Raw genomic sequence first — 22,242 nt, forward strand, 5'->3', positions numbered from 1 at the left:
TTTCATACGGTGTCGCCTGCTTCTTATGCGGGTCACGTGCCGTCAGCCAACGCATCTTCCACGTGGCCGTATGGACCCCCACTATCTCCCTAAGGTCACCGTCACTCAACAACCTTCAGCCCGAGCGCACGGCGAGATAGATACATGGTGCCGCTGTATCGAGGGGGGCATTACGTCGTCGGTTCAAGGACCAGCGCCCAGTTAATCGTAAACTGCGCGAGCAATCCGAAGAAGATCCTGACGCGGCGCTGCAGCAGACGGGACCCGCTCTCGGTAAGGTACATTAGCTTCGCTGCTGGGCTCTTTAACTACGGAAAAAGAAATCCACCCGTTGGTCTTGGCGGGACTCTAATGTTTTCGATCTGGCGGAATTGAACGCGGTTGGTGACATAAGTCGTCGAGAGAGTTCGCCTCTTACCTATTGGCCGTTGGTTCGATACCCATCAAGGCGTTCATTCTCGTCTTTGTTTTCGTACAGGCAGGCCAAACAGCGTTAGCTCGTCACAGGCGCATTGAAGGTTTCGGCTCAATGGCCCCAATAACGTCTGCGTTTCAGCTATATTGCTAATTCGAGAACACTTGGACAGTGGTAGCTTCCCACCGGCGTCAGTAAACCAATCGGGCTCGTATCGTTCCAGGAATCTGGCGAAGTGAATCCAGTATTTCATTCGCTGTCTCGCTAACGCCTTCGACTTCAACAACCACGTAACCCGTTTCTCCGTGCGTCTGCAGGAACTCGCCGACGATATTAAATCCACGGGACGAAAAAATTGTATTCAGACTGTTTAGGATGCCTGGGCGATTTTCATGAACATGGATGAAGCGCGTGCCATTCGCTCGTGGCGGCAGCTGAACCTGGGGAAAATTGACCGCGCCCAGCGTCGAGCCGACGTCGGAATACTCGACAAGCTTCCTGGCCACTTCCCTTCCAATGCGCTCCTGGGCTTCCTCGGTTGAGCCGCCAATATGCGGGGTGAGAATGACATTATCCAAACCTTGCAGCGGCGTTTCGAACCGCTCTTTATTGGATGCCGGCTCTTTCGGGAACACGTCCACGGCCGCGCCTGCGAGATGTCCGTCTTTCAAAACCTTCGCAAGCGCTTCAAGATCGACCACAGTCCCGCGGGAATTGTTGATGAAAAAGGCTCCCCTTTTCATTCTGCGCAGCTCGGCCTCAGTGATCATGTTTTGCGTCGAACTGGTTTCCGGAACATGCATCGTCACAAAATCGGAGATTTCGAGAAGCTCACCGAGCGAAGCCATGGATTCCGAATTGCCGTGGCGAAGCTTGTCTGAAGGGTCAAAGTAGCGAACGTTCATGCCCATGCTTTCGGCAAGGACGCTAAGCTGCGAGCCGATGTTGCCGTAGCCGACGATGCCCAGCGTTTTCCCGCGCATCTCACGACTACCTTCCGCGGATTTGTCCCATCCACCTTCGTGAGCGGAAACCGAACGGGGGAATATCCGCCTGGTCAGCACGATGACCTCACCGATCACAAGCTCGGCGACCGAGCGGGTATTGGAATAGGGAGCGTTGAACACCGGGATTCCGCGTCGACGTGCCGCATCCAGGTCGACCTGATTTGTCCCCACGGAAAAACAGCCGACGGCCATGAGCTTCTTGGCGGAACTGAGAATTTCCTCTGTTAGATGCGTGCGTGAACGAATTCCGACAATATGCGCTTCGGCTATATGACTTTTGAGATCCTTGTCATCCAGAGCCTTCGGCAAGTGAGTGAGATTGACGTAACCGGATGACGCAAAGTAGTCCACCGCGCTCTGACTGATGCCTTCCAACAAAAGCACGGAAATCCGCTCGCGAGGAAGAGAAAGTTGTCCGGTCATTGAACTGCCTTCGAAAGCGGAATTAATTTAGCCAAAGTCGCTCGTCCGCCACAACGACTCGACGCTAGAGTAACATGACTTAGCGATCATCCGATGGATAGCGCAAGAACAACGGCCATTCCGTCGGTAGGGCTGAGGCTCTGTGGCGCGACCATCTTCGGCCAGATGGTGAAGGGGGCGCTATAGCGCGATGATCAGGATGAGATGCTCGAAGGGTTGCGACGTATCGCGACCCGCTACGATAAACCCGAACATCTTTTGGATTCTTTCTCGCATTAGCAGCCGCGAATATCTGGCTGCCCTATTCCCCCAACAGGCTCGTCCATCGAACGCTTCTCGACGGCTGAATCGAGGGCCGGTTTTGATGAGAGGAGTAGCCTGCGACGGTGCTATATTGCTTCCTCCGATACTCTGCATTCTTTTTAGGAGACCCCGCCTTTGAGCTGCTTCCGATGGCCTGTGGCTTTCTGACGGTAGCCACCAGGATCCGTACGACCGGCAGGAGATCGGGGGCCGATCGCGCTGCCACCATTGCATCTTGAGCGGCAAGGACCGCGTTTCCAGCGCTTGTTGACTCCACCTTTCAGTCGGTCGAAAAGAGACTTGGCTTTAGAGGAGACGACCGATGGCTGACGAGAACAATACAGGCTCCGTTGAAGGGGCGCCGGAGACAGGCATTTTGGCAAAACCCGAGACCCGGAAGCAGCGTGCGCCGCGGCGTCAAAAGGCCGTTGCTGAAACGACTCCAACCGGATCGCAGGCGGAAGCCGTGTCGTCGCCGGCCGCAAGCGTTATGCCCGCTGACGGACGAGGCAGGCGAGGAAAGCGTAAGGCCGTTGAGACGAAGGTCGTGGATGGCAGGAGCACGCGCAAGGGTGCTCCAAGGAAAACGACGGCGAAGCCTCTCGAGCAGGGGGCAGCGACGCCCGCGCCCGCACTCGATGAGCTGGAAGATCTGATTCAGCTCGAAGAAGAGAACAAGCGACTTCGCAAACTCCTGGCGGAAAAGCTGAGACAGGAAAATGCAGAGCTGCGCAAACGGCTTGGGCTTAGCTGATCGGCTGGCGCAGCGCGGCCCGGTTACAACAACGATCTGGTGCGGCATTTTCAGCAGGTGATGTCGTCGCCGGGCGCGCTTCATCGTGCCCGGCCGAATGGCGAGTGAGGATATAGTAGTGGCAGCAGGATTGCAGTCCGGGTTGCCCGAGGTTGAAACACTATGAAAACACCGTGGAGATTCATTGTCGATCTGACGTCGCGGCGCCGGCCGGGGAAAGTGCAGGAGAGCGCGGTCGGCCATGACAGCGATCCCGACGCTCGCGAACGCGAAACAGACTGGACGCCGGCGCATCCGTCCGTTTCACCGAAAGCATCCGTCAAAGCGGATGACGATGAGGATACGCCGGTCGATCAGGTGTTGGTGGCCTCGAGTGCGGTCGAAAGCGATCCCGATGTCGCGCGAGCCTTGCCGTCCGTCGATGTCGAAGAGCCTCGAACTGCTGCACCTGATGAAGAAGCCCATCATCCGCGCGTCGAAACGGGGTCCGCGCCAAAAAGCAAGGTCCCCGGAACGAATCAAGTCAAGCCGCCAGTCAAACGTCGCGAACGTGCCAGGAAAGCCGAGGCCAGCGTGGCCGCACAGAGCTCGGTTGCCCCACCTGAAGATCCACGTCCGCAACCATCGCCCTCACGCGATCCCTTCTTCGATGACGTGGCAAGCCTTGACGAAGACATCAAAAAGCTGAGAAGCCAGCTGGCGCAAAAGCTCGACCTGCAGAACGCTCAGCTCAGGAAGATGCTCGAGCGATTTGGAGTGTCGTGAGATTGGCTCGCGATTGGAAGACTGGACACAGATGAAAACGCCACAACGAAATTTCATTGTCGAACTCAAGTCGAAGCGCCGACGGTCGACAATGCCCCCGGCCTCGATTTGGGGAAAGACCGATCTCAAGGCATTTGCCCGTCAGGCCGAGAGTGATGCGCCGCATCTGTTCGACTCCAAAACGGGATTGGAAACGTTGAGCCCGGGCAGAGAGATGCAGCCGGATCAAACGCCGCAAAGTCAAATCGATGACCGCGCCGAAAGCGGCAGCCAAAACCAAGACAGCGTTTCATTGACCGAATCGGTGCCATCGGTTTCATCGTCAACCGATGGCGGCTCCGTCAGTTCGATCCGGCGACCGAAAAAGCACCGCGCCGAACGGCGTCAAAAAGCGAGGACACCCGCACGCGAAGATCATCTTGATAGCACGACTAATGCGCACGATGATCGACCCGTCGCCGCTGAAGTCGAGACCCCGATCGATGAGTTGGTTGCACTTGACGCGGAAAACCGGCACCTCAAGGCATTGCTCTCGAAACAACTTCATCAACAGAACGCTCAGCTTCGAAAGATGCTTGAACGGTTTGGTGTCTCCTGAAATGCCACGTAGAATGCTGTAATTTACGAACTTAACGAACTTGACGAATTGTCCTGTCCTGCCTAAGTTATAGCGCAGGAGGCTGAAGACCATGTCCGCTACGAAAACTATAGCTAACGAACCCCGCGACTCATCCAATATTGCGCTTTCGATGACGCTGCCGCGGAGGGCCGATTTCGAGAAGGCTCTGATCAGGCAATACGCCGAGGCAGTCAAGCTGAGCAAGACAGCCGGTCATCAGGTCAGTTTCCGCGTCGTCGTGGACCCGCAAGCCGGAGCGCAGACGATTTCGGTCGTTGAAGAAGACCCCCTACCATATCAGGATGCGTTTCCGGTAGACTATGTGCCAAGCCCGGATGACGAGCTTCAGGCAGCGTTGGCGGCGGCGCGGGAACGGGGCCGGCGGCGCGTGGCGGAGATTCTCGCTGAGGACGAAATGCTGAGCGCGGAAGCCTTTGCAGACTTGCTCGGCGTTTCGCGCGTCACCGTCAACACAAAGCGTCAGAACGGGCAGGTTCTTGGTCTCGACGGGGCCAAACGGGGCTTCCGCTTTCCGTCATGGCAACTCGATCGGGACGGTCGGCCCTATGGTGCGCTTCCGAAGCTGCACGAGATCCTCGGCGGCGCATGGGCAGTTTACCGCTTCCTTGTCACGCCGCACGGCGCCCTGGACGGCCGGACGGGGCTCGATGCGCTGAAACGCGGTCAGGACGACGACGTGATTGCAGTGGTCGAGGGTATCGCCCGCGGTGATTTTCGCTGAATGACCGCAATCAAACCGCCTTCCGGTTTTGAGAATTCCCCGCTCGATATCGAAACCATTCCTGCCGGCCGTCAATTTGGACGTATCTATGCGAGCGCCTTTCCCGACCCGTTAGGATATGGAAAGACGCCGAGCCGCTTCAGCGATCCCCGCCGGCGCGACCCCGCGAGGCGGTTTGGAGTTGTCTATCTGGGCGACACACTCAAGGTCTGTTTCCTCGAAGCGGTCCTGCGGGATCGGCGCGATGGTCTCGTGGGCGATCTCCCGATCGAAGAGCAGGAGATTTACGCGCGCCGCTACGCAGTGATCGAAACGATTGCTGATCTCCGCCTTGTTGATCTCCGCGAGGACCACGCGATCAGGATGGGAGTGCCGACGGATGTCGCGAGATCCTCCCGCCAATCCCTCGCCCGTGCGTGGTCGCTTGCTTTCCATGAACATCGGTCCACGCCGGACGGCGTCATCTATCCGTCCCGCCTGAATGGACATACCAATCTCGCAGTCTTCGACCGCGCGATCGCGAAGTTGTCGGCGGTACGCATCATGCCGTTGATCGGAGCACCCGGCCTTGCTGCCGTCATCAACGACCTTCACGTAAGCCTCATCGACACCGTTTAGGCCAAGGCGCCCACGGCTGTTTGATCACTCCGCTGCATTCGTATTCGCTGTTCATTCACGCAACCGGCGTGAGTCCCATTCCTTCGGATGCCCCATCACGACTCGCGCAAGGCCTAGCTGTGCAAAGCCGGCCTTTTTTGCGTGCCGAGGTTCGATGTGCCGCTTGCGAGCGGCGGCCGCAAGGGAAGCTGCGCCGCGCCGGGCGGAGTAGCCCCCGAACTCCCTATCGAATGCCGTGGCCGCCCGCCACGCCCTTGCCCCCTTTGCTCTTCGCGGCCTTTCGCGAGCTGTCCCGCATGGTGTGGGAAAGAGGAAATAGGAAAGGCCGAGCGCGGAAAGGCGGCGGGAAGGAAGGATGAACAGGAGTGAATTGGAAGAGCTGAAGGACAAAGTGTCCTGTGCGGCCGTGCTTGATAAGGCCGGCTTCGTCATCGATCTGAAAGAGAGCACCCGGCGCGCGGTGAAGTGCCGCCGCGCCGGCGAGATCATTATTATCATCCACGAAGGCAAGGGCTGGTTCGACCCCTTGAGCGACGCGAAAGGCGATGTGTTCAGCCTCGTGAAGCATCTGGCCGGTGTCAGCTTTGCGGACGGCCTTCATCATGTCGCGGATCTGATCGGCTACGAACCGACTTTTCCTCAATGGCAACGTCCGGACCGCGGCGTGATGCCAAGTCCGGCCGTCCCGGCTCGATGGCGCCTACGGCGCCCACCTTGGCCCGGCTCGCTGACGTGGCAATACCTCACAGGCGAGCGTCTCCTGTCTTTCGCCGCGGTCCGGGACGCGATCCGCCAAGACCGTCTGCGCGAGGGCCCCTATGGCAGCATGTGGGCGGCCCATGTCGATAATATTGGGGGCGTCACAGGGTGGGAGGAACGCGGCCTCGACTGGCGCGGATTTGCCTCCGGCGGGGCGAAGGTCCTGTTCCGTCTTGGCCAGTCGGATGCGGCTCGCGTCTGTATCGCCGAGGCTGCGATCGACGCCATGAGCCTTGCCGAGATCGAACGTCGATCGGCCGACGGTCCGCATCTCAGCACCCTCTATGCCAGCACCGGGGGCGGGTGGTCTCCGTCGACGGAAGCGGCAATCCGGGAGCTGGCAGGGCGCCCCGACACTTTGTTGATCGCGGCCACAGACAACAACGGGCAGGGCAATGCTTATGCCCGTCGCATTCGGGTGATCGCCGATGAGGCAGGCTGCGGCTACGAGCGGCTGCGGCCGGTTGGCGACGACTGGAACGAAGACCTGCAGGCCTCGAAAAGAAGGGAAGGTAAAAGGGAGGAAGGAGGCCTGCCGCATGCTCGCCGGTCGCGTCAAGGGTAAAGCTCCGCCCGGCTTGCGCCGGCCCTTGACCCGTCCGGTCGGGATGGCGGCCGTGAGGGAGAGGTCAGGAAGGGCTGAAGAGAAGATGGGCGTCCGCGAGGATGGTCCGCGCTTCGGCCCGACGAGGCTGAAAGGAGCCCGCCATGAACCCCGTATCCCCAATTCGCAAGATCTTCCAGGGTGTCGCCACACGCCAGGACATGTTTCGCCTGTTCGACAGGCACAAGCAGCGCCCGAACCGCTTCGAGGGCGACGCCGCGGAACTCTATGCCGGCGAGTGGTTCGAGATCGGTCAGGCGCAATGCGACTACATGCTCGATCTCCTGCCGCCGCTCTGGATCCGCGGTGAGATGTTCGCGATGCGCGAATTCCTCACCGGATCGTTGACCAGTGTCTTCTTCACCTTGAACATCGACGGACGCATCCGGCATTTCCACGGCTATTGCGATCTCTCCGACCGGTCGTCGCCGGAACGAATGCGTTCGTCCATCATTAAGCGTGAATCCCGCCCGATGAAGGCAATGTCGCGCGAGGAACGGCTGGAGCATATCTGGAGTAGCACCCATGACAATTATCGCGGCTACGCCGGGGAGCGTTGGCCCGAACGTGACCGCGGCAAACGCATGGTGCTCCTCTATGGCGGCAAGGTGGGGACATTCCTGAAGCTGCTCGACGACCTTTCGGACGCGGAGATCGCCGCCAAGCTGCCCGTGCAGCTGCGCAGTCTACCCGATGCGATCGCGGCGTGAGGGGAGGGCGAGATGGTTAGTCATGACACGGCGATCATTATCGTCCCCGATATTCCGGCCTCCGACCTCACTCAGTTGGAGCGCCTGGTGCTGTCGCTGGGGATAGATGCAGTCGAGATGGAGGATGGCGTTCGGTTTCAGAGTTGGGAAGGGTCAAGCAATATCGTCTCGATCGATGCCGATGAGCTGCGCGCCTCCTGGTCCGCCTCGCAACTGGTCGACAGTCGGCTCAATCCGACCGTCGCAAATTCCCTGGCGGCGTTCGACGCAGCCGACGAGGCCGATCGCACTTCCTGTATCGATATCCACCTGTCCGATGCTGCCGTCGCCGAGATCCTCCAGGACATCGTGCGCCGCTCGCCGACGCTTCATGAGATCTCGTTGATGAGGTCGGTTATCGGCACCCAGAGCGGGTTCGGCGGCAGCATGACGCGCATTACCGCCGATGTCATACAGCGCTATTCGGCCGACGACGTCGACGGAATGCCAAAAGACATTCCGACCTAAGCAATCGAAGCCGGCCACAGCACCAGCTTTGCATTTCCGGCCGGCGCATCCGGCCACCTCTCGAAACCATCGCATCCATCGCCTATGGACCCGCTCCGGTAGGACGATGACGCGCGCCTTCAACAGAGGAGATAATCAAATGGCGCAAAACGATCCCTTCACCCTCAGCCTTTTCGGCGACACTGCCCTCAGCTCTAGCCTCGGCTTTGGTCTTGGCGGGTTTTCCGGTCCTGCAGCGAACGATCCCGGCGATGACGATCCGGATCCGCCGCCACCTCCGTCGGCACCGGCATTGCCGGCGCCAACGGCCATAAAGCGCAACGCCGATCCCGCGGGATCGAACGAGCGCGGCTCGAACTTCTACCTTGAAACGGGTCGCGCCCTGGGGAAAGGCTGGAAGGAGCGGGCTCGACACAATGTCGAGGCGATCCGTCTGGCGGCCGAGCTCGAGGAGACCGGGCGCGCTGCTACGGCAGAGGAACAGGCGCGATTGATCCGCTTCACCGGCTTCGGCGCCTCGGAGCTCGCCAATCAGCTTTTCCGCCGGCCCGGCGAGGCCGATTTCCGAGAGGGCTGGAACGAGCTCGGCTGCTCGCTTGAAGATGCCGTCTCCGAAACCGACTACGCAACGCTGATGCGCTGCACGCAATATGCGCATTTCACACCGGAGTTCATCGTCCGCGCCATCTGGTGTGGGCTGCAACGTCTCGGCTGGCGCGGCGGCCGCATCCTGGAGCCGGGCATTGGCACAGGTCTTTTTCCGGCCATGATGCCGACAGGTCTTCGGGACAGATCGCATGTGACCGGCATTGAGCTCGATCCCGTGACGGCGAGGATCGTCCGACTGTTGCAGCCGCGCACCCGGATCATCAACGCCGACTTCGCCCGAACGGAGCTGTCGGCAAGCTTCGATCTCGCTATCGGCAATCCACCCTTTTCCGATCGCACGGTCCGCTCCGATCGGGCCTATCGTTGTCTGGGGCTGCGGCTGCACGACTATTTCATCAGCCGCTCCATCGATCTGTTGAAGCCAGGCGCGTTCGCCGCCTTCGTGGCCAGCGCCGGCACGATGGACAAGGCCGATAGCAGCGCTCGCAAGCATATCGCCAGGACCGCCGATCTCATCGCGGCGATCCGCCTGCCCGAAGGCAGTTTTCGCGCGGATGCCGGCACGGATGTCGTCGTTGACATCCTGTTCTTCCGCAAGCGCAAGGTGGGAGAGCTGGAAGGCGATACCTCATGGCTCGGCCTGGAGGAGGTGCAGCCGGCGACTGCGGACGGGGGTGCCATCCGCGTTAACAGCTGGTTCGCGCGGAATCCCGATTTCGTGCTCGGCAGCCATGCGCTGACCTCCGGCCCGTTTGGCGAGACTTATACCTGCCGTGCCCGCGCCGGCGCCGACCTGGAAGCTGCGCTTGCGGCCGCCATCGAGCGGTTGCCAGAGGAAATCTATGACGGCGAGCCCACCGAGATCGATACCGATCTTGAGGATGATGCGGCAGAGATCATCGATCTCAGGCCGGACAATGCGAGAGCTCGCGAAGGCAGCTATTTCGTCGACAACAGGCGCGGCCTGATGCAGATGATCGACGGTGCGCCGGTCGAAATCAAGCTGCGAAAGGGTCGCTCCACGGACGGCATTCCGGAGAAGCATATCCGGATCATCATGAAGCTGATCCCGATCCGCGACACCGTGCGTGCGCTTCTCAAGGCACAAGAACAGGATCGGCCATGGAAGGACCTACAGGTCAGGCTGCGCATCGCCTGGTCGAGTTTCGTGCGTGATTTCGGGCCGGTTAATCATACTATCGTGTCGATTACCGAGGACGACGAAACCGGTGAAGTGCGCGAAACCCATCGGCGGCCGAACCCCCAGCCGTTTCTCGACGATCCTGATGTCTGGCTGGTCGCCTCGATCGAGGATTACGATCTCGAAACCGATACGGCCCGGCCGGGTAAGATCTTCACCGAACGAGTAATCTCGCCGCCATCGGCGCCAATCATCACCAGCGCTGCCGACGCGCTGGCGGTGGTGCTCAACGAGCGCGGCCACGTCGACCTTGAGCACATCGCCGAACTCCTGCACCGCGACGCAGCGGTCGTTGTCGAAGAGCTCGCCGACATCGTTTTCCAGCATCCGGCCTCCGGCGCGTGGAAGACGGCAGATGCTTATCTATCCGGTCCGGTTCGCACGAAGCTTGCTATCGCCGAAGCCGCGGCGGCACTCGATCCTGCCTTTGAGCGCAATGTTCGCGCTCTTCAATCCGTACAGCCGGCCGACCTCCGCCCTTCTGATATCACAGCCCGTCTCGGCGCGCCCTGGATCCCGGCCGCTGATGTCGTCGCTTTCGTCAAGGAGACGATGGCAGCCGACATCAAAATCCATCATATGCCGGAGCTTGGCTCCTGGACGGTCGATGCACGCCAGCTCGCCTATAGCGCCGTCGGCACGTCGGAATGGGGAACCAGCCGACGGCATGTCGGTGAGCTGCTGACGGACGCGCTCAACAGCCGGATCCCGCAGATCTTCGACATCTTCAAGGATGCGGGCGGCGAGCGCCGTGTCCTCAATGTCGTCGACACCGAAGCGGCGCGCGACAAGCTGCAGAAAATCAGACAAGCTTTCCAGAGCTGGATCTGGACCGATCCTGATCGTACCGATCGGCTGGCACGCGTCTACAACGACCGCTTCAACAACATCGCGCCGCGGGCCTTCGACGGCAGCCATCTGAAGCTTCCCGGGGCGAGCGCGGCGTTCAATCTCTACAGCCACCAGAAGCGCGGCATCTGGAGGATCATCGCCGACGGCTCGACCTACCTGGCGCATGCCGTCGGCGCCGGCAAGACCATGACGATGGCGGCCGCGATCATGGAGCAGCGACGTCTCGGTCTGATCGCCAAGGCGATGCTGGTCGTACCCGGCCATTGCCTGGCGCAGGCGGCGCGCGAATTCCTCGCGCTCTATCCGTCCGCCAACATTCTTGTCGCCGACGAAACCAATTTTACCAGGGACAAACGCGCCCGGTTCCTGAGCCGCGCCGCTACTGCGACGTGGGACGCGATCATCATCACCCATTCGGCGTTCAAGTTCATCGCGGTGCCGTCAGCCTTCGAGCAACAGATGATCCACGATGAGCTGCAGCTCTACGAGGAGCTGCTGACCAAGGTGGACGGCGACGACCGGGTTTCGCGCAAGCGGCTCGAGCGTCTCAAGGAGGGATTGGAGGAGCGGCTGCAGGCGCTTTCCACGCGCAAGGACGATCTTCTGACCATCTCCGAGATCGGCGTCGATCAGATTATCGTCGACGAAGCCCAGGAGTTCAGGAAACTCAGTTTCGCCACCAATATGTCGACGCTGAAGGGCATCGATCCGAACGGTTCGCAACGCGCCTGGGATCTCTATGTCAAATCCCGGTTCATCGAGACAAAGAACCCGGGACGCGCTCTCATTCTGGCATCGGGCACCCCGATCACCAACACCCTCGGCGAGATGTTCTCGATCCAGCGCTTGCTCGACCACGAAGCGCTCACCGAACGCGGGCTGCACGAATTCGATGCCTGGGCGAGCACCTTTGGCGACACCACCACTGAACTCGAACTCCAGCCATCGGGCAAATACAAGCCGGTCAGCCGGTTTGCTTCTTTTGTAAACGTCCCGGAGCTGATCGCCATGTTCCGGAGCTTCGCCGACGTCGTCATGCCGGCCGATCTGAAGCAATACGTCAAGGTGCCTGCGATTTCGACGGGCCAGCGGCAGATTCTCACCGCTAAGCCGACGCTCGCCTTCAAGACCTACCAACAGGCATTGGACGGTCGCATCAAGGCGATCGAGAAGCGCGAAGGTCCGGCCAAGCCTGGCGACGACATCCTGCTGTCGGTCATCACCGACGGCCGCCATGCGGCGATCGATCTGCGCTTGGTCGATCCCGCCAACGACAATGAGGAGGAGAACAAGCTCAATCTCCTCATTCGCAACGTCTATCGCATCTGGAAAGAAACCGCCGGCAACGGCTACGTCAGACCAGACGGCAAGGCATACGAGGCGACCGGAGCGGCGCAGATGATCTTCTCCGATCTCGGCACGATTGCCGTCGAAAAGAGCAGGGGTTTCAGCGCGTATCGATGGATCCGTGACGAACTGGTCCGCATGGGCGTGCCTCCCAACGAAATCGCTTACATGCAGGACTATAAGCGCAGCGAAGCCAAGCAGCGGCTGTTCGCCGACGTTCGCTCCGGCAAGGTGCGCGTTCTTCTCGGCAGTTCCGAGACAATGGGCACAGGGGTCAATGCCCAGCTCCGCCTGAAGGCCATGCACCATCTCGACGTGCCGTGGCTGCCGTCGCACATCGAGCAACGGGAGGGTCGGATCGTGCGCCAGGGCAACCAGCACGACGAGGTCGACATCTACGCCTATGCCACGGAAGGGTCGCTCGATGCGCAGATGTGGCAGCAGAACGAACGCAAGGCCCGCTTCATTGCGGCCGCCCTTTCCGGCGATACATCGATCCGGCGGCTCGAAGACATGGGTGAGGGGCAGGCGAGCCAGTTCGCGCTGGCCAAGGCGATTGCCAGCGGCGATGAACGCTTGATGCAGAAAGCCGGGCTGGAAGCCGATATCGCCCGTCTCGAACGTCTGCGCGCAGCGCACGACGATGATCAATATGCGGTTCGCCGCCAGATCCGCGATGCTGAGCGCGACATCGAGGTGTCGACCCGCCGGATTGGGGGGATCGGTCGCGACATCGAACGCCTCGTGCCGACCAGCGGCGGGGCCTTCACCATGACGGTCATGAACATGGCCTACGACGAACGCAAGGATGCAGGCCGCGCGCTTATGAGGGAGATCCTGACGTTGGTCCAGCTTCAGCACGAGGCCGAGACCATGATTGCCTCGATCGGCGGCTTCGATCTTGAATATTCCGGCGAGCGCTTCGGCAAGGACGGATATCGGTATTCCACCATGCTGATGCGCACCGGTGCCGACTACGAGATCGATCTTTCGATGACGGTCACCCCGCTTGGCGCCGTCTCGCGCCTCGAGCACGCTCTCGACGGTTTCGAGGAGGAGCGGGAACGCTATCGCCAGCGCCTTGACGAGGCCCGTCGCCGGCTTGCCTCCTACCGCTCACGCGAGGGCGGCGAATTTGCCTTTGCCGGCGATCTTGCGGACAAGCGCCGTCAACTGGCCGATGTCGAAAAGGCGCTCGTCGCCGATATCGAAAATGCCGCCGGCACAGAGGCGATCGCGGCTTAGCCGGCGCTCTGGCGCAGTTCGTTGACCAACTCGGGGTGTCGATCGAGCAGGCGGATCAATTGGCTGGTCGGGCCGCTCGGTTCGACCAGTCCGCGCTCACTTTTGTCGGAGGCGTTTTCTCCAACCTTCAGCAGGCCGTCCGCCTCCTTCTGCGACAACTTCCGCTTCCACTTTCAAGGTGCGCAAGGCCAAGTCGGCAACAGCCATGTCGTTGCCGACATGAACACCTTCGTCACCATGCTCCGAATAATAGCCCGGCAGCTCGACCGTGATGCTTTTGCCCTTGTAGCTGACGATGAAGGGACGGACGCCACGGTGCATCGTCTCCCCCGTTTCCGGGGAAATCATCGTCTCGGGCAGAACTTTGCTCATGACTGCCATACCAACGTCTCCACCGATCCGCGCTCTGTCTTGATCGCATCAAGATAGTCGGCGCGTTTTCTTCGCCGTGGCTTCGTATGCCACCTTATTGGTGGCAAATCAAGATTGTGCAACTCGGTAAGAAGGAGGGAGGAAACGAAAAAGGAAAACCGCTCGCAGATCAGCCGCACCGGCAACGCTGACGCTCAACCGCGGCCTGGCGCGATCCCGGCCCGTCGTCCTTCGCAGGGCTGATGCCCCGCTTGTCCGGCCGGGCAGGGATGCTCGGCCGCAGTTGTGCCGGTCCGCCCGCTCCGCGGTCCGGGAAATGTCTTCGGAAAGAAGACGGAAAAGGACCGGCAATGGGCCGCGTCCGCAACCCGAACAGGAGCATTCCATGTATCTCATGAAGATCGATCCGCGCGCTCTATTGGAAAACCCCGACAGGTCGCGGCATACCGCTTCGACGTCGCAAGCCGATGCGCTGCTGCTTGCGACCATCAAGGCCGTCGGCATCGTGCAGCCGCCCGTGGTCGTGCCGCGAAGCGATGGCGGCAACGGATTCATGATCGACCGTGGTCATCGACGTGTGCGTAGCGCCATCGCCGCCGAACTTGCGGAGATCGAGATCCTCGTTGACGAACCGGTCAACGACAATGGCGCCATGCGCAGCGTCGTCGAAAATTTTGCCCGCGAGGCGTTGAACCCCGTCGATGAATGGCGGGCGACAGAGCGTCTGATCGCGCTCGGCTGGACCGAGGAAGGCATCGCCGTTGCGCTTGCGCTGCCGCTGCGCCGCATCAAGCAGCTTCGGCTGTTCGCCAACATCCTGCCGGCGATCCTCGATCAATTCGCCAAGGGCGACCTGCCCAATGAGCCGCAGCTCCGCACTATCGCTTCCGCATCGCTTGAGGAGCAAAAGGAGGTCTGGAAGAAGCACAAGCCCTCCAAGGCCGATCCTAAAGTGACGTGGTGGAGTGTTGCCCAGGCGCTGACGAAAAAGCGCATGTATGCAAAAGACGCGAGCTTCGGAGATGATCTGGCGCAGGCCTATGGCATCCAGTGGATGGAAGACCTCTTCGCTCCGGGCGACCAGGACGGCCGCTACACCACCGACGTCGAGGCCTTCCTTGGCGCGCAGCAGGAGTGGATGGCGAGCAATCTCCCGAAGGGCGGCACGATCGCGGAAGTGTCGAACTGGGGCGAGGTGAAGCTGCCGCCGAAGGCTGAGCGTGTCCACGGTCAGCCGGGCAAGACCGATCGCGCCGCCGTTTACCTCGATCGTGACGGCCGTGTTCAGACGGTCCATTATCGGATGCCCGAACAGGCGAAGAAGGGCAAAGCCACGGGGGATGCCGAGGCAGATGACACGATCGTCAGCAAGCCTCGTCCCGACGTCACGCGCAAGGGCATCGAGATGATCGGCGACTATCGCACCGGGGCCCTGCATGAAGCGCTTGCCCGCGCGCCGATCGAGGACGACACCCTGGCGGCCCTTCTGGTGCTTGCGTTTGCCGCTCTGAACGTCTCCGTCACCTCGCCGACGGGCGCATCGCATTACAGCTCACGTAAGCTCGGCCGGCATGCTGCCAGCCTCTTCGACATCAACGGTAAGTTCGTTCCCGATCGCGAAACCCTTCAGCAGGCCATTCGCGGTCTGCTGGTTGATGTGTTCTCATGCCGGGAAAACGCCAGCAACAGCGGTGTCGTCGCCCGCATCGCCGGCGATGCGATCGGCGCGGACACGTTCCTGCCGAACATGGGCGGCGAGGAATTCCTCGCGTGCCTGTCGCGGCCGGCCCTCGAAGCCTCGTGCAAGGACACGGCCGTCCAGCCGCGTCAGAAGGTCAAGGACACCCGCGCTGCCCTCGTCGAGCATTTCAAGGAAGAGCGCTTCGTCCATCCCGCGGCACTGTTCGTGCCGGATGCTGCCAAGCTCTCCGAATGGCTGGGGAAGAACGCCGTCGCCGAGGATCACGATGACGACGCAGGCGCTGGAGGCGACGAATCGGCCGAGAACGCGGAAAACCCAGAAACGACGGATGAGCAGCGGGTCGATGAAGACGCCGGCACATTCCGCGAAGCGGCCGAATAGTCGTCATCAACGACATACTGAGCGTTTTGCGCCGCCGGACTTCCGGCGGCGCATCCGTTTCCACCCTTCAAAACCTCACAGGAGAATACGAAATGTCCGCGTCCCTGATTTTCGATATCGTCCCGATCGGGTCCATCGTCGCCTGGTCTGACGGTGCCCCGCCGCCGCCGAAGCGGCACAGGAAGAAACTCTCGGCATGGAAGACCCGCAACAGCCAGGGCCGGCTGATCCGCAAGCAGGAGGGCAGGAGGACCGGCTCCTACGTCGCTCTGCCGGAGTTCACCATTCACGAAAATGATTTCGGCAGTGCTGGGACGATCGCCCTTCGCGTCTTCCGTACTTTTGCGATCGACAGCGACCTTACCTTCACGGTCGTCGAGCGGCCCGCCACCGGCAGTGTCCGAGTGTTCGATCGGCCCGGCGAGCGGGCTGAACTCGTCCATCTCGCCGCAAACCGCGCCGCTGCAGAGGCTTGGTTAAAGCAACACGGTTATCCTGAAGCTGTCGTCGACGAGGTGACGGCATACGAAGCCCAGGCCGAGATCGCGAAAGGGAGGGATGCGGCATGAGCGCTACCTCGCCCGAAAATCCAATCGAAACCACCCCGGAATATTCAGGGGTTGAGTTCGCTCGGAGCGCCGAGGGTTTTCCTCTTGCGCGCGTCGACGATATTGTCATGGCAATGTTGCCCGGCGGGGACGGTGTCGGCTTGCTCGCCAGCGCATGGCGGATATTCCGGCCGCTTGCCGAACTCAAGCGCGCCGACTTTTACATCTATGAGTCGACACTGACCGACGAGGCTGCATTTCGCAGTCGCGTCCTGGAAACCGTGGAGCACAAACGTGAGCTGCGCGGACTTTCCCGCCGGGACATGCGTGTGCATTGCAGCACGCCATGGGGACCGTCGCAGGGCGCCACGATCTATGCGGAGGGGATCGTCAGCCACAGCACCGCCGGGCATGGGGGTTTCAAACTGTCCGGGACACGCAACCGCAAGGTCCACCCGATGCTGCGGGCCGAAGACGGCTGGTACGAAGAGGATGCGGCCTGGGCGATCGTGGCGATCACCTTTCCCCATCTCTTTACCAGCTATGAACGCCGTTGCGCGGAACGGACGATCAGGGATAGTTGGCCGGACGCCTGGGAGACCATCTCCGGCATTGCGCTCAAGTGCGGCGAGTCCTTCGAAAAGGACCGCCGCGCATTCGAGCAGGAGCATGCAGGCAACTGGATCGTCATCTCAGCCATAAGATCCGATCACGAGCATGGTTTCGTCGAGGTTGTCGCCACGCTCGGCGGTTGTCGAGCCGAGCAGATTGAAGAGCGGCGGTTTCTCGTGCCCTGCGACGAATACAAGGTCGGGCGGTTCGGCTTCGTCATCGACGAGGCCCGCTACCGCGCCTATGACGGCCCTTCCGACTTCATCGGCTGGCAGCGGAGGGCTTCCCCATGAGGCGATGGCCCGATATCGTTGCCGAGCTTAGCCGGATGGAGGACGCGCGCCGCCAGACCCAGCGTCAGCTCGACCAGATCAACCGGCAGATCACGCGTCGGATGACAGCTCTGATCCCGCTGTTGCAACCGAAGCAGACCGCCCCTCGGCGTGGCAAGCCGCCGGATCCGGGCGCGTTCCTCGAGCGGTATGGCGCCAACCTCGCTGCGATCACCGCCGAGCGTCAGCCGGAGATCGACGCTCTCGAGCGCAAGCTCGGCCGGCAGGACCTGGCGATCGCGACACTTCGCGAGCGTCACCATCTCCACCCGGGGAGTGCCGCTTGACGCGTCATCGATAGAGAATTTCCGCTTCCGTTTCTTTGGAGGTGACGTCCCCTGCCTGTCCTCCCTTCGGGTTTGTCTGCGGTCTTAAACCGGCGGCCGGTCGCTTCAAGGCCGCGTGCCGCGCCGCAAGGCGGCCGGAACCGCCGATCTCGGCAACGCCGGCTCGCGGCCCGCGCGAGGGCTTCAAAAAGCCCTGCTTGTCCGCAACCCGGCGTCGCTCGCTCTGGCGTCTCCGGACCTTGAAGCGACCGGCTGGCGCCGGTTTTCGTTGACCGCGCCCGAAGGGAGGGCCGGCAGGAGCCGGACCGAGCCTTCGAAAGGACCGAAGGAAAGGAAATCCCCATGACCAAGCCCGCCAAAGCGCCCCGCCAGACCGGCCGCGTCGTTCAGCTCCGCAAGGGCACCACGCTCGAAATGGTCCGCCTCTCGTGCCCTGATGCGCATCAGGCCGGTCTCATCTCCGAGAGCTTCGGTCTTCTGGTGCTCGACAGCGACGGCATTCGCGATCTCCATGAACGGCTGATCATCGAGACCGCTGATGCCCTTCGCGAAGGTCTCGCCGATCGAGCGATGCAGATCCACCTGCAGCGGATCGTCGGCGCCTATGTCGGAAGCGCTCATGGCGCCGGCCAGTTCTACAGCCGCGCCGTCTCCGAAGCCCGCGACGCGACCGCAAAATCGGCCAATGATACCCGCGACGAGGACCTCGATGGACCGGTCGGCTTCGACAGCGCCGCCCAGCGCAAGCGCGAATTCGCAGCCGACATGGCCTTGCAGAGCCATGCGCTGCGGATGGCGGCTGAGGGCGCTGTCGCCGCTTACGAACGCGTCGTCGGCGAACGCTGGAAGCCGTTCGAACGTCCCGTCGAAAACGCCGGTCATTCCCTCGATCGCAGGGCTGCCGAACTGCAGATGGCGGCTTTCGACTGAGCCGCAACGGGCGAGGCTCCGGCCTCGCCCAATCCCCATTGGCATCGGCGGTCGCCTCCTTCTGGAGGCGGCCTGTTCGCGTGTCTGCACCGACGGGGAAGAAGGGAGAGAAAGAAGAGGAAGGTGCACCCATCGGTCCCCGTCCCGGTCGCAGTCCTGCCGGGGCCGGCAGCGAGCCGCAACGGCTTCGCCGTCCTCCACTTCGTTTCGGTCTTCGGTGCGCTCGCTTCCTGACATCCCCGGCTTTCGGACCCCCGTGACGGGGCCGCGATGGGCGCGGCCTCCACAACGGAGGTAAGGACATGAGCAGGAAGGAAGAAGGCAGCCGCGTCGACGTTTATACGCGGATCACCGAGCGGATCGTCGAGGAACTGGAGCGAGGCGTCAGGCCTTGGGTCCAACCGTGGCGGACAAGCAATATGGCGGGCCGCGTTACCCGGCCGCTGCGCCACAACGGTCAGCCATACACCGGCATGAACGTGCTGCTTCTCTGGTCGGAGGCGATATCGGGGGGGTTCGGTTCCTCGACCTGGATGACATTCCGCCAGGCAAGCGAACTCGGCGCCCATGTGCGCAAGGGCGAGAGCGCTTCGACGGTGATCTACGCCAGCCGTTTCACCAGGACCGAGACGGACGCTTTCGGCGACGAGGTCGAGCGCGACATCCCGTTCCTGCGCAGCTACGGCGTCTTCAACGTCGATCAGATCGAGGGTCTGCCGGAGCACTACTATCGGCGGCCGGAACCGCCGACGAACCCGATCGGGCCGATCGAGCCCGCGGAGCGATTTTTCGCCAACACGAAGGCGGCGATCCGGCATGGCGGCAATCGGGCTTTCTATGCACCGCTCACCGATCACATCCAGATGCCGCTTCTGGCAAGTTTCCGCGACGCCGAATCTTACGTGGCTGTCCTCGCGCACGAAAGTGTCCATTGGACAGCGCATCCCGACCGTGTCGGACGCGATCTCAGCCGATACTCCAAGGACAACACCGAACGCGCCCGCGAGGAGCTGATCGCCGAAATCGGGTCCGCGCTGATCTCTGCCGATCTTGGCATCGTTCCGGAACTCGAGCCGCGTCCGGATCATGCGAGCTATGTTGCCAGTTGGCTGAAGGTGCTCGCCAATGACAAGCGGGCGATCTTCCAGGCAGCGGCTCACGCGCAGCGCGCCGTCGCCTACCTGCACAGTCTGCAGCCGGGCCGGACTGAAGAGAGGGAGGCAGCCTGATGGCATGGCACCGACACTCGCTAGAGAAGACGGCTTTCCGGTTCGCGACAGGGCCGTCGAAGCCCGGATCGGCGCTGACGAACGACGGGAGGGAGAGATGCGCCTCCTGACCCTGGAAATCCGCGCCGCGCTGCTGATCAACGGCCGCGATCGTGGCGCCGATCACGTCCCGGTCGTAAAGTTCTTCAATCCCCTGGGCGAGGGCGTCTGGTTGGCGACCGAGCTTGATGAGGATGGCGACACGATGTTCGGTCTTGCTGATCTCGGCTATCCCGAACTCGGCAGTTTCTCGTTTCGAGAGATTTCTTCCATCCGCCTGCCATGGGGAATGGGCATCGAGCGCGATCTGCTCTTCACTGGCCTTCTTCCCATCTCCGTCTGGGCGGAAGCGGCTCGTCAGGCTGGCAGCATCAGGGCGGCGGACGGCATCGTGCATGCCGTCGCCCGGGTAAAGCGGGAGGGCGGATGATAGCTGTCGCGTTGGTATGATCGATAGTGATACGCCGCACCGAGGCGTGCCACGCTTCAATGCGCAGTGCATCGCTGGGGTGGCATACGTACATTCCAGCGTATGAATTGAAGTTTTCTGCATTTTCTGTATAATGCAGAAAAATCTCTCATGGAGACTGTCATGGATACCAAGACCGTCAGCACCGCGGAATTCATCCGCCATTTCGGACACTATCACGACGAAGCCCGGCGCGCACCAATCACGCTTACCAAGCACGGCCGGGAATCGCTTGTCGTGCTCTCAACCGAACTGTTCGAGCGCCTCAAGGGCAACGAGGATCCACGCCGTGTCTACGCCGCCGGCGAAACTCCTTCCGAGCTGGCGGAACTGCTCATCGGCGAACTCGACCGGCAGTCGGCGGAATATAAGGCAGGGGATCATGACGGCTGAGCGTTTTGCGAACGGCGCCATCGTCAGCTATCCTTATCTCTGGCGCTGGCAGGCCGACGAAGGACGTGAGCATGGCGAGAAGGACCGGCCGGTCTGTCTGGCGCTGACGGTTCCCGATCCTCGCCAGAACATGACCCATCTGGTGATCCTGCCGATATCGGGAACTCCGCCGCGATCCGACCAGATAGCGCTCGAAATTCCCGATCTCGAACTGCGCCGCGCCGGCCTTTCGGTCTTCAAACGCGGCTGGGTGACCGTCAGCGAATATAATTACGACATCGCCGAACGGTCCTGGTACTTCGACGCCGGCCAAGCGCCGCGCGGCCGGTTCGGCCCGCGTTTCCTCGAAGACATTCGCCAGGCATTGCGGCCGATCCTCGCAGCCCATGCGGGCCGCATCGATCGCACCCGCTGACGATGTGAGGATGGACCGGCCATGTAGATGAGGTCCTCCGGTCGCAATCGCGTCGTCGCAGCGCCCGGTGCCGGAGGAGGCGGACTTCGCATCTCAGGAGACAGATTCCGGCTAATGGGAGCTGGAAGTGGCGTCAAACCTGATCGAATGTGGTTTGCCTCATGCCGCAGGCGACGTCCAACCCGCGGCTGATCTCGCGCAAGCGGACGGCCGCAATCGTGCCGTATCAAACGAAGTCGTCACCGAGGCGGCGGGAGGCGCAAGACTGCAACGGAACTGAGGACAGCGCTCCCGATGATGTTGCCGTTGATGGCGGTCGAAGTGCCGATATGCTCAAGCCCTGAGCGGTTGTCTTCCTCTTTGAACACCGGCGCACCACAGCTGATCTCGATGAACCGGGTGTGGCCGTAGGACGACTGCGTCTCGATCGTCTGTCCGCAACGGCCATCCCGGGCTATTTTCCGCCGGCGGGCCGAGACCCGCCTTTGCATCGCGAAGCAAAATAGCCCTGTCTGGCCGTCTTTCACGTCGTTCCAGCCCTTCGGGTGCGGCGCCGATCGCCTCCGTCCTGAACACCGCCATCGAGGTCGCAATGGCGCGACCCGACCAAAGCGGAAAGGAACCAAGTCATGGCAGTCATCGGCGAATTCACAACCAACGGCAACGTCATCCAGGGCAACGTCCGTACCCTCACGGTCGCAATGAAGGTCCGCCTGCATCCGATCGAACGTGTCTCGCGCGACGCGCCGGATTTCAGGGCCGTCGCCAATGGCGCCGAGCTCGGAGCCGGCTGGAAGGCGATCTCAGGCAACGGCGAGCCCTATATCTCGCTCAAGCTCGACGACCCGAGCTTCAACGCTCCGATCAACGCAGCCCTGTGGCCGGCAGAAGCCGACGGTGACTACGTTCTCGTCTGGAACCGCCCGAGCCGCGAAGCCGCGTGATCGGGCACGGGAGGCCCCGCCCAAAAGGCGGGGTCACGCCACATAAGGAAGCCGCAAGCAGGTGTCGAGCCTGCTTCCGGCTTTCAGGTGGGATGTCTGCCAGTCCGTT

Annotated in this window: 22 protein-coding genes; 19 read left to right on the forward strand and 3 right to left on the reverse strand. The window is 61.6% G+C overall.

The window, feature by feature from the left end; translation table 11 throughout:
• Positions 1-606: 606 nt before the first annotated feature.
• The gene (gene serA / locus RHEC894_RS24405; RefSeq protein WP_085739571.1) at positions 607-1,845 is read right to left on the reverse strand and encodes a phosphoglycerate dehydrogenase; all 1,239 of its coding nucleotides are present in this window, start codon (positions 1,843-1,845) and stop codon (positions 607-609) included.
• A 625-nt stretch (positions 1,846-2,470) separates the two neighbouring features.
• Here serA and RHEC894_RS24410 point away from each other — a divergent pair.
• The 9 genes from RHEC894_RS24410 (at position 2,471) to RHEC894_RS24450 (ending at position 13,480) form a co-directional block, all read left to right on the forward strand.
• Positions 2,471-2,902, forward strand: coding sequence for a hypothetical protein (locus tag RHEC894_RS24410; RefSeq protein ID WP_010069042.1), 432 nt, complete (start codon positions 2,471-2,473; stop codon positions 2,900-2,902).
• Between the two features lie 162 nt (positions 2,903-3,064).
• Positions 3,065-3,667 (forward strand): hypothetical protein, encoded by a 603-nt coding sequence (locus RHEC894_RS24415; RefSeq protein ID WP_085739572.1) that lies wholly within the window; start codon positions 3,065-3,067, stop codon positions 3,665-3,667.
• A 31-nt stretch (positions 3,668-3,698) separates the two neighbouring features.
• Positions 3,699-4,265 (forward strand): hypothetical protein, encoded by a 567-nt coding sequence (locus tag RHEC894_RS24420; RefSeq protein WP_010069044.1) that lies wholly within the window; start codon positions 3,699-3,701, stop codon positions 4,263-4,265.
• 91 nt (positions 4,266-4,356) lie between these two features.
• Entirely contained in the window at positions 4,357-5,028 is a 672-nt protein-coding gene (locus tag RHEC894_RS24425; protein ID WP_085739573.1) for an XRE family transcriptional regulator, read from the forward strand.
• The gene (locus RHEC894_RS24430; RefSeq protein WP_085739574.1) at positions 5,029-5,646 is read left to right on the forward strand and encodes an RES family NAD+ phosphorylase; all 618 of its coding nucleotides are present in this window, start codon (positions 5,029-5,031) and stop codon (positions 5,644-5,646) included.
• A gap of 355 nt (positions 5,647-6,001) precedes the next feature.
• Positions 6,002-6,970, forward strand: a complete 969-nt coding sequence (locus tag RHEC894_RS24435) for a DUF3991 and toprim domain-containing protein (RefSeq protein WP_085739575.1) — start codon at positions 6,002-6,004, stop codon at positions 6,968-6,970.
• A 143-nt stretch (positions 6,971-7,113) separates the two neighbouring features.
• Positions 7,114-7,719, forward strand: coding sequence for a DUF1419 domain-containing protein (locus RHEC894_RS24440; protein ID WP_085739576.1), 606 nt, complete (start codon positions 7,114-7,116; stop codon positions 7,717-7,719).
• A 12-nt stretch (positions 7,720-7,731) separates the two neighbouring features.
• Positions 7,732-8,226, forward strand: coding sequence for a hypothetical protein (locus tag RHEC894_RS24445; RefSeq protein ID WP_085739577.1), 495 nt, complete (start codon positions 7,732-7,734; stop codon positions 8,224-8,226).
• 139 nt (positions 8,227-8,365) lie between these two features.
• Positions 8,366-13,480, forward strand: coding sequence for a DEAD/DEAH box helicase family protein (locus RHEC894_RS24450; protein WP_085739578.1), 5,115 nt, complete (start codon positions 8,366-8,368; stop codon positions 13,478-13,480).
• Here RHEC894_RS24450 and RHEC894_RS33520 read toward each other — a convergent pair.
• Entirely contained in the window at positions 13,477-13,638 is a 162-nt protein-coding gene (locus tag RHEC894_RS33520; protein ID WP_245339557.1) for a type II toxin-antitoxin system MqsA family antitoxin, read from the reverse strand. The genes RHEC894_RS24450 and RHEC894_RS33520 overlap by 4 nt on opposite strands.
• Complete coding sequence (locus tag RHEC894_RS24455) at positions 13,577-13,861, reverse strand: hypothetical protein (RefSeq protein ID WP_245339558.1); 285 nt, start codon at positions 13,859-13,861, stop codon at positions 13,577-13,579. The genes RHEC894_RS33520 and RHEC894_RS24455 overlap by 62 nt, the downstream gene beginning before the upstream one ends.
• A 376-nt stretch (positions 13,862-14,237) precedes the next feature.
• Here RHEC894_RS24455 and RHEC894_RS24460 point away from each other — a divergent pair, with 376 nt between their 5' ends.
• From RHEC894_RS24460 to RHEC894_RS24510, 10 genes are all read left to right on the forward strand, one after another.
• Entirely contained in the window at positions 14,238-15,935 is a 1,698-nt protein-coding gene (locus RHEC894_RS24460; protein ID WP_085739579.1) for a ParB N-terminal domain-containing protein, read from the forward strand.
• Positions 15,936-16,027: 92 nt separating this feature from the next.
• The gene (locus tag RHEC894_RS24465) at positions 16,028-16,504 is read left to right on the forward strand and encodes a hypothetical protein (protein ID WP_085739580.1); all 477 of its coding nucleotides are present in this window, start codon (positions 16,028-16,030) and stop codon (positions 16,502-16,504) included.
• Positions 16,501-17,388: a hypothetical protein gene (locus RHEC894_RS24470; protein ID WP_085739581.1), complete on the forward strand. Its 888-nt coding sequence runs from the start codon at positions 16,501-16,503 to the stop codon at positions 17,386-17,388. Before RHEC894_RS24465 ends, RHEC894_RS24470 begins: the two co-directional genes overlap by 4 nt.
• On the forward strand, positions 17,385-17,714 hold the full coding sequence (locus RHEC894_RS24475; protein WP_085739582.1) for a hypothetical protein: 330 nt from the start codon (positions 17,385-17,387) through the stop codon (positions 17,712-17,714). The genes RHEC894_RS24470 and RHEC894_RS24475 overlap by 4 nt, the downstream gene beginning before the upstream one ends.
• A gap of 342 nt (positions 17,715-18,056) precedes the next feature.
• Complete coding sequence (locus RHEC894_RS24480; RefSeq protein ID WP_010065623.1) at positions 18,057-18,644, forward strand: hypothetical protein; 588 nt, start codon at positions 18,057-18,059, stop codon at positions 18,642-18,644.
• 302 nt (positions 18,645-18,946) lie between these two features.
• A complete protein-coding gene (locus RHEC894_RS24485; protein ID WP_085739583.1) occupies positions 18,947-19,873 on the forward strand; it encodes a zincin-like metallopeptidase domain-containing protein in 927 nt (308 codons plus the stop codon).
• 97 nt (positions 19,874-19,970) lie between these two features.
• Positions 19,971-20,342 carry a DUF2958 domain-containing protein gene (locus tag RHEC894_RS24490; protein ID WP_085739584.1) on the forward strand — a complete coding sequence of 124 codons (372 nt, stop codon included), beginning with the start codon at positions 19,971-19,973 and terminating at the stop codon, positions 20,340-20,342.
• Between the two features lie 162 nt (positions 20,343-20,504).
• Positions 20,505-20,774, forward strand: a complete 270-nt coding sequence (locus RHEC894_RS24495; protein ID WP_085739585.1) for a type II toxin-antitoxin system prevent-host-death family antitoxin — start codon at positions 20,505-20,507, stop codon at positions 20,772-20,774.
• Complete coding sequence (locus RHEC894_RS24500; RefSeq protein WP_085739586.1) at positions 20,764-21,189, forward strand: hypothetical protein; 426 nt, start codon at positions 20,764-20,766, stop codon at positions 21,187-21,189. Before RHEC894_RS24495 ends, RHEC894_RS24500 begins: the two co-directional genes overlap by 11 nt.
• 629 nt (positions 21,190-21,818) lie before the next feature.
• A complete protein-coding gene (locus tag RHEC894_RS24510) occupies positions 21,819-22,133 on the forward strand; it encodes a DUF736 domain-containing protein (RefSeq protein ID WP_085739588.1) in 315 nt (104 codons plus the stop codon).
• The last annotated feature ends 109 nt before the right edge of the window (positions 22,134-22,242 follow it).

The sequence above is a fragment of the Rhizobium sp. CIAT894 genome, assembly GCF_000172795.2.
Taxonomy (GTDB): domain Bacteria; phylum Pseudomonadota; class Alphaproteobacteria; order Rhizobiales; family Rhizobiaceae; genus Rhizobium.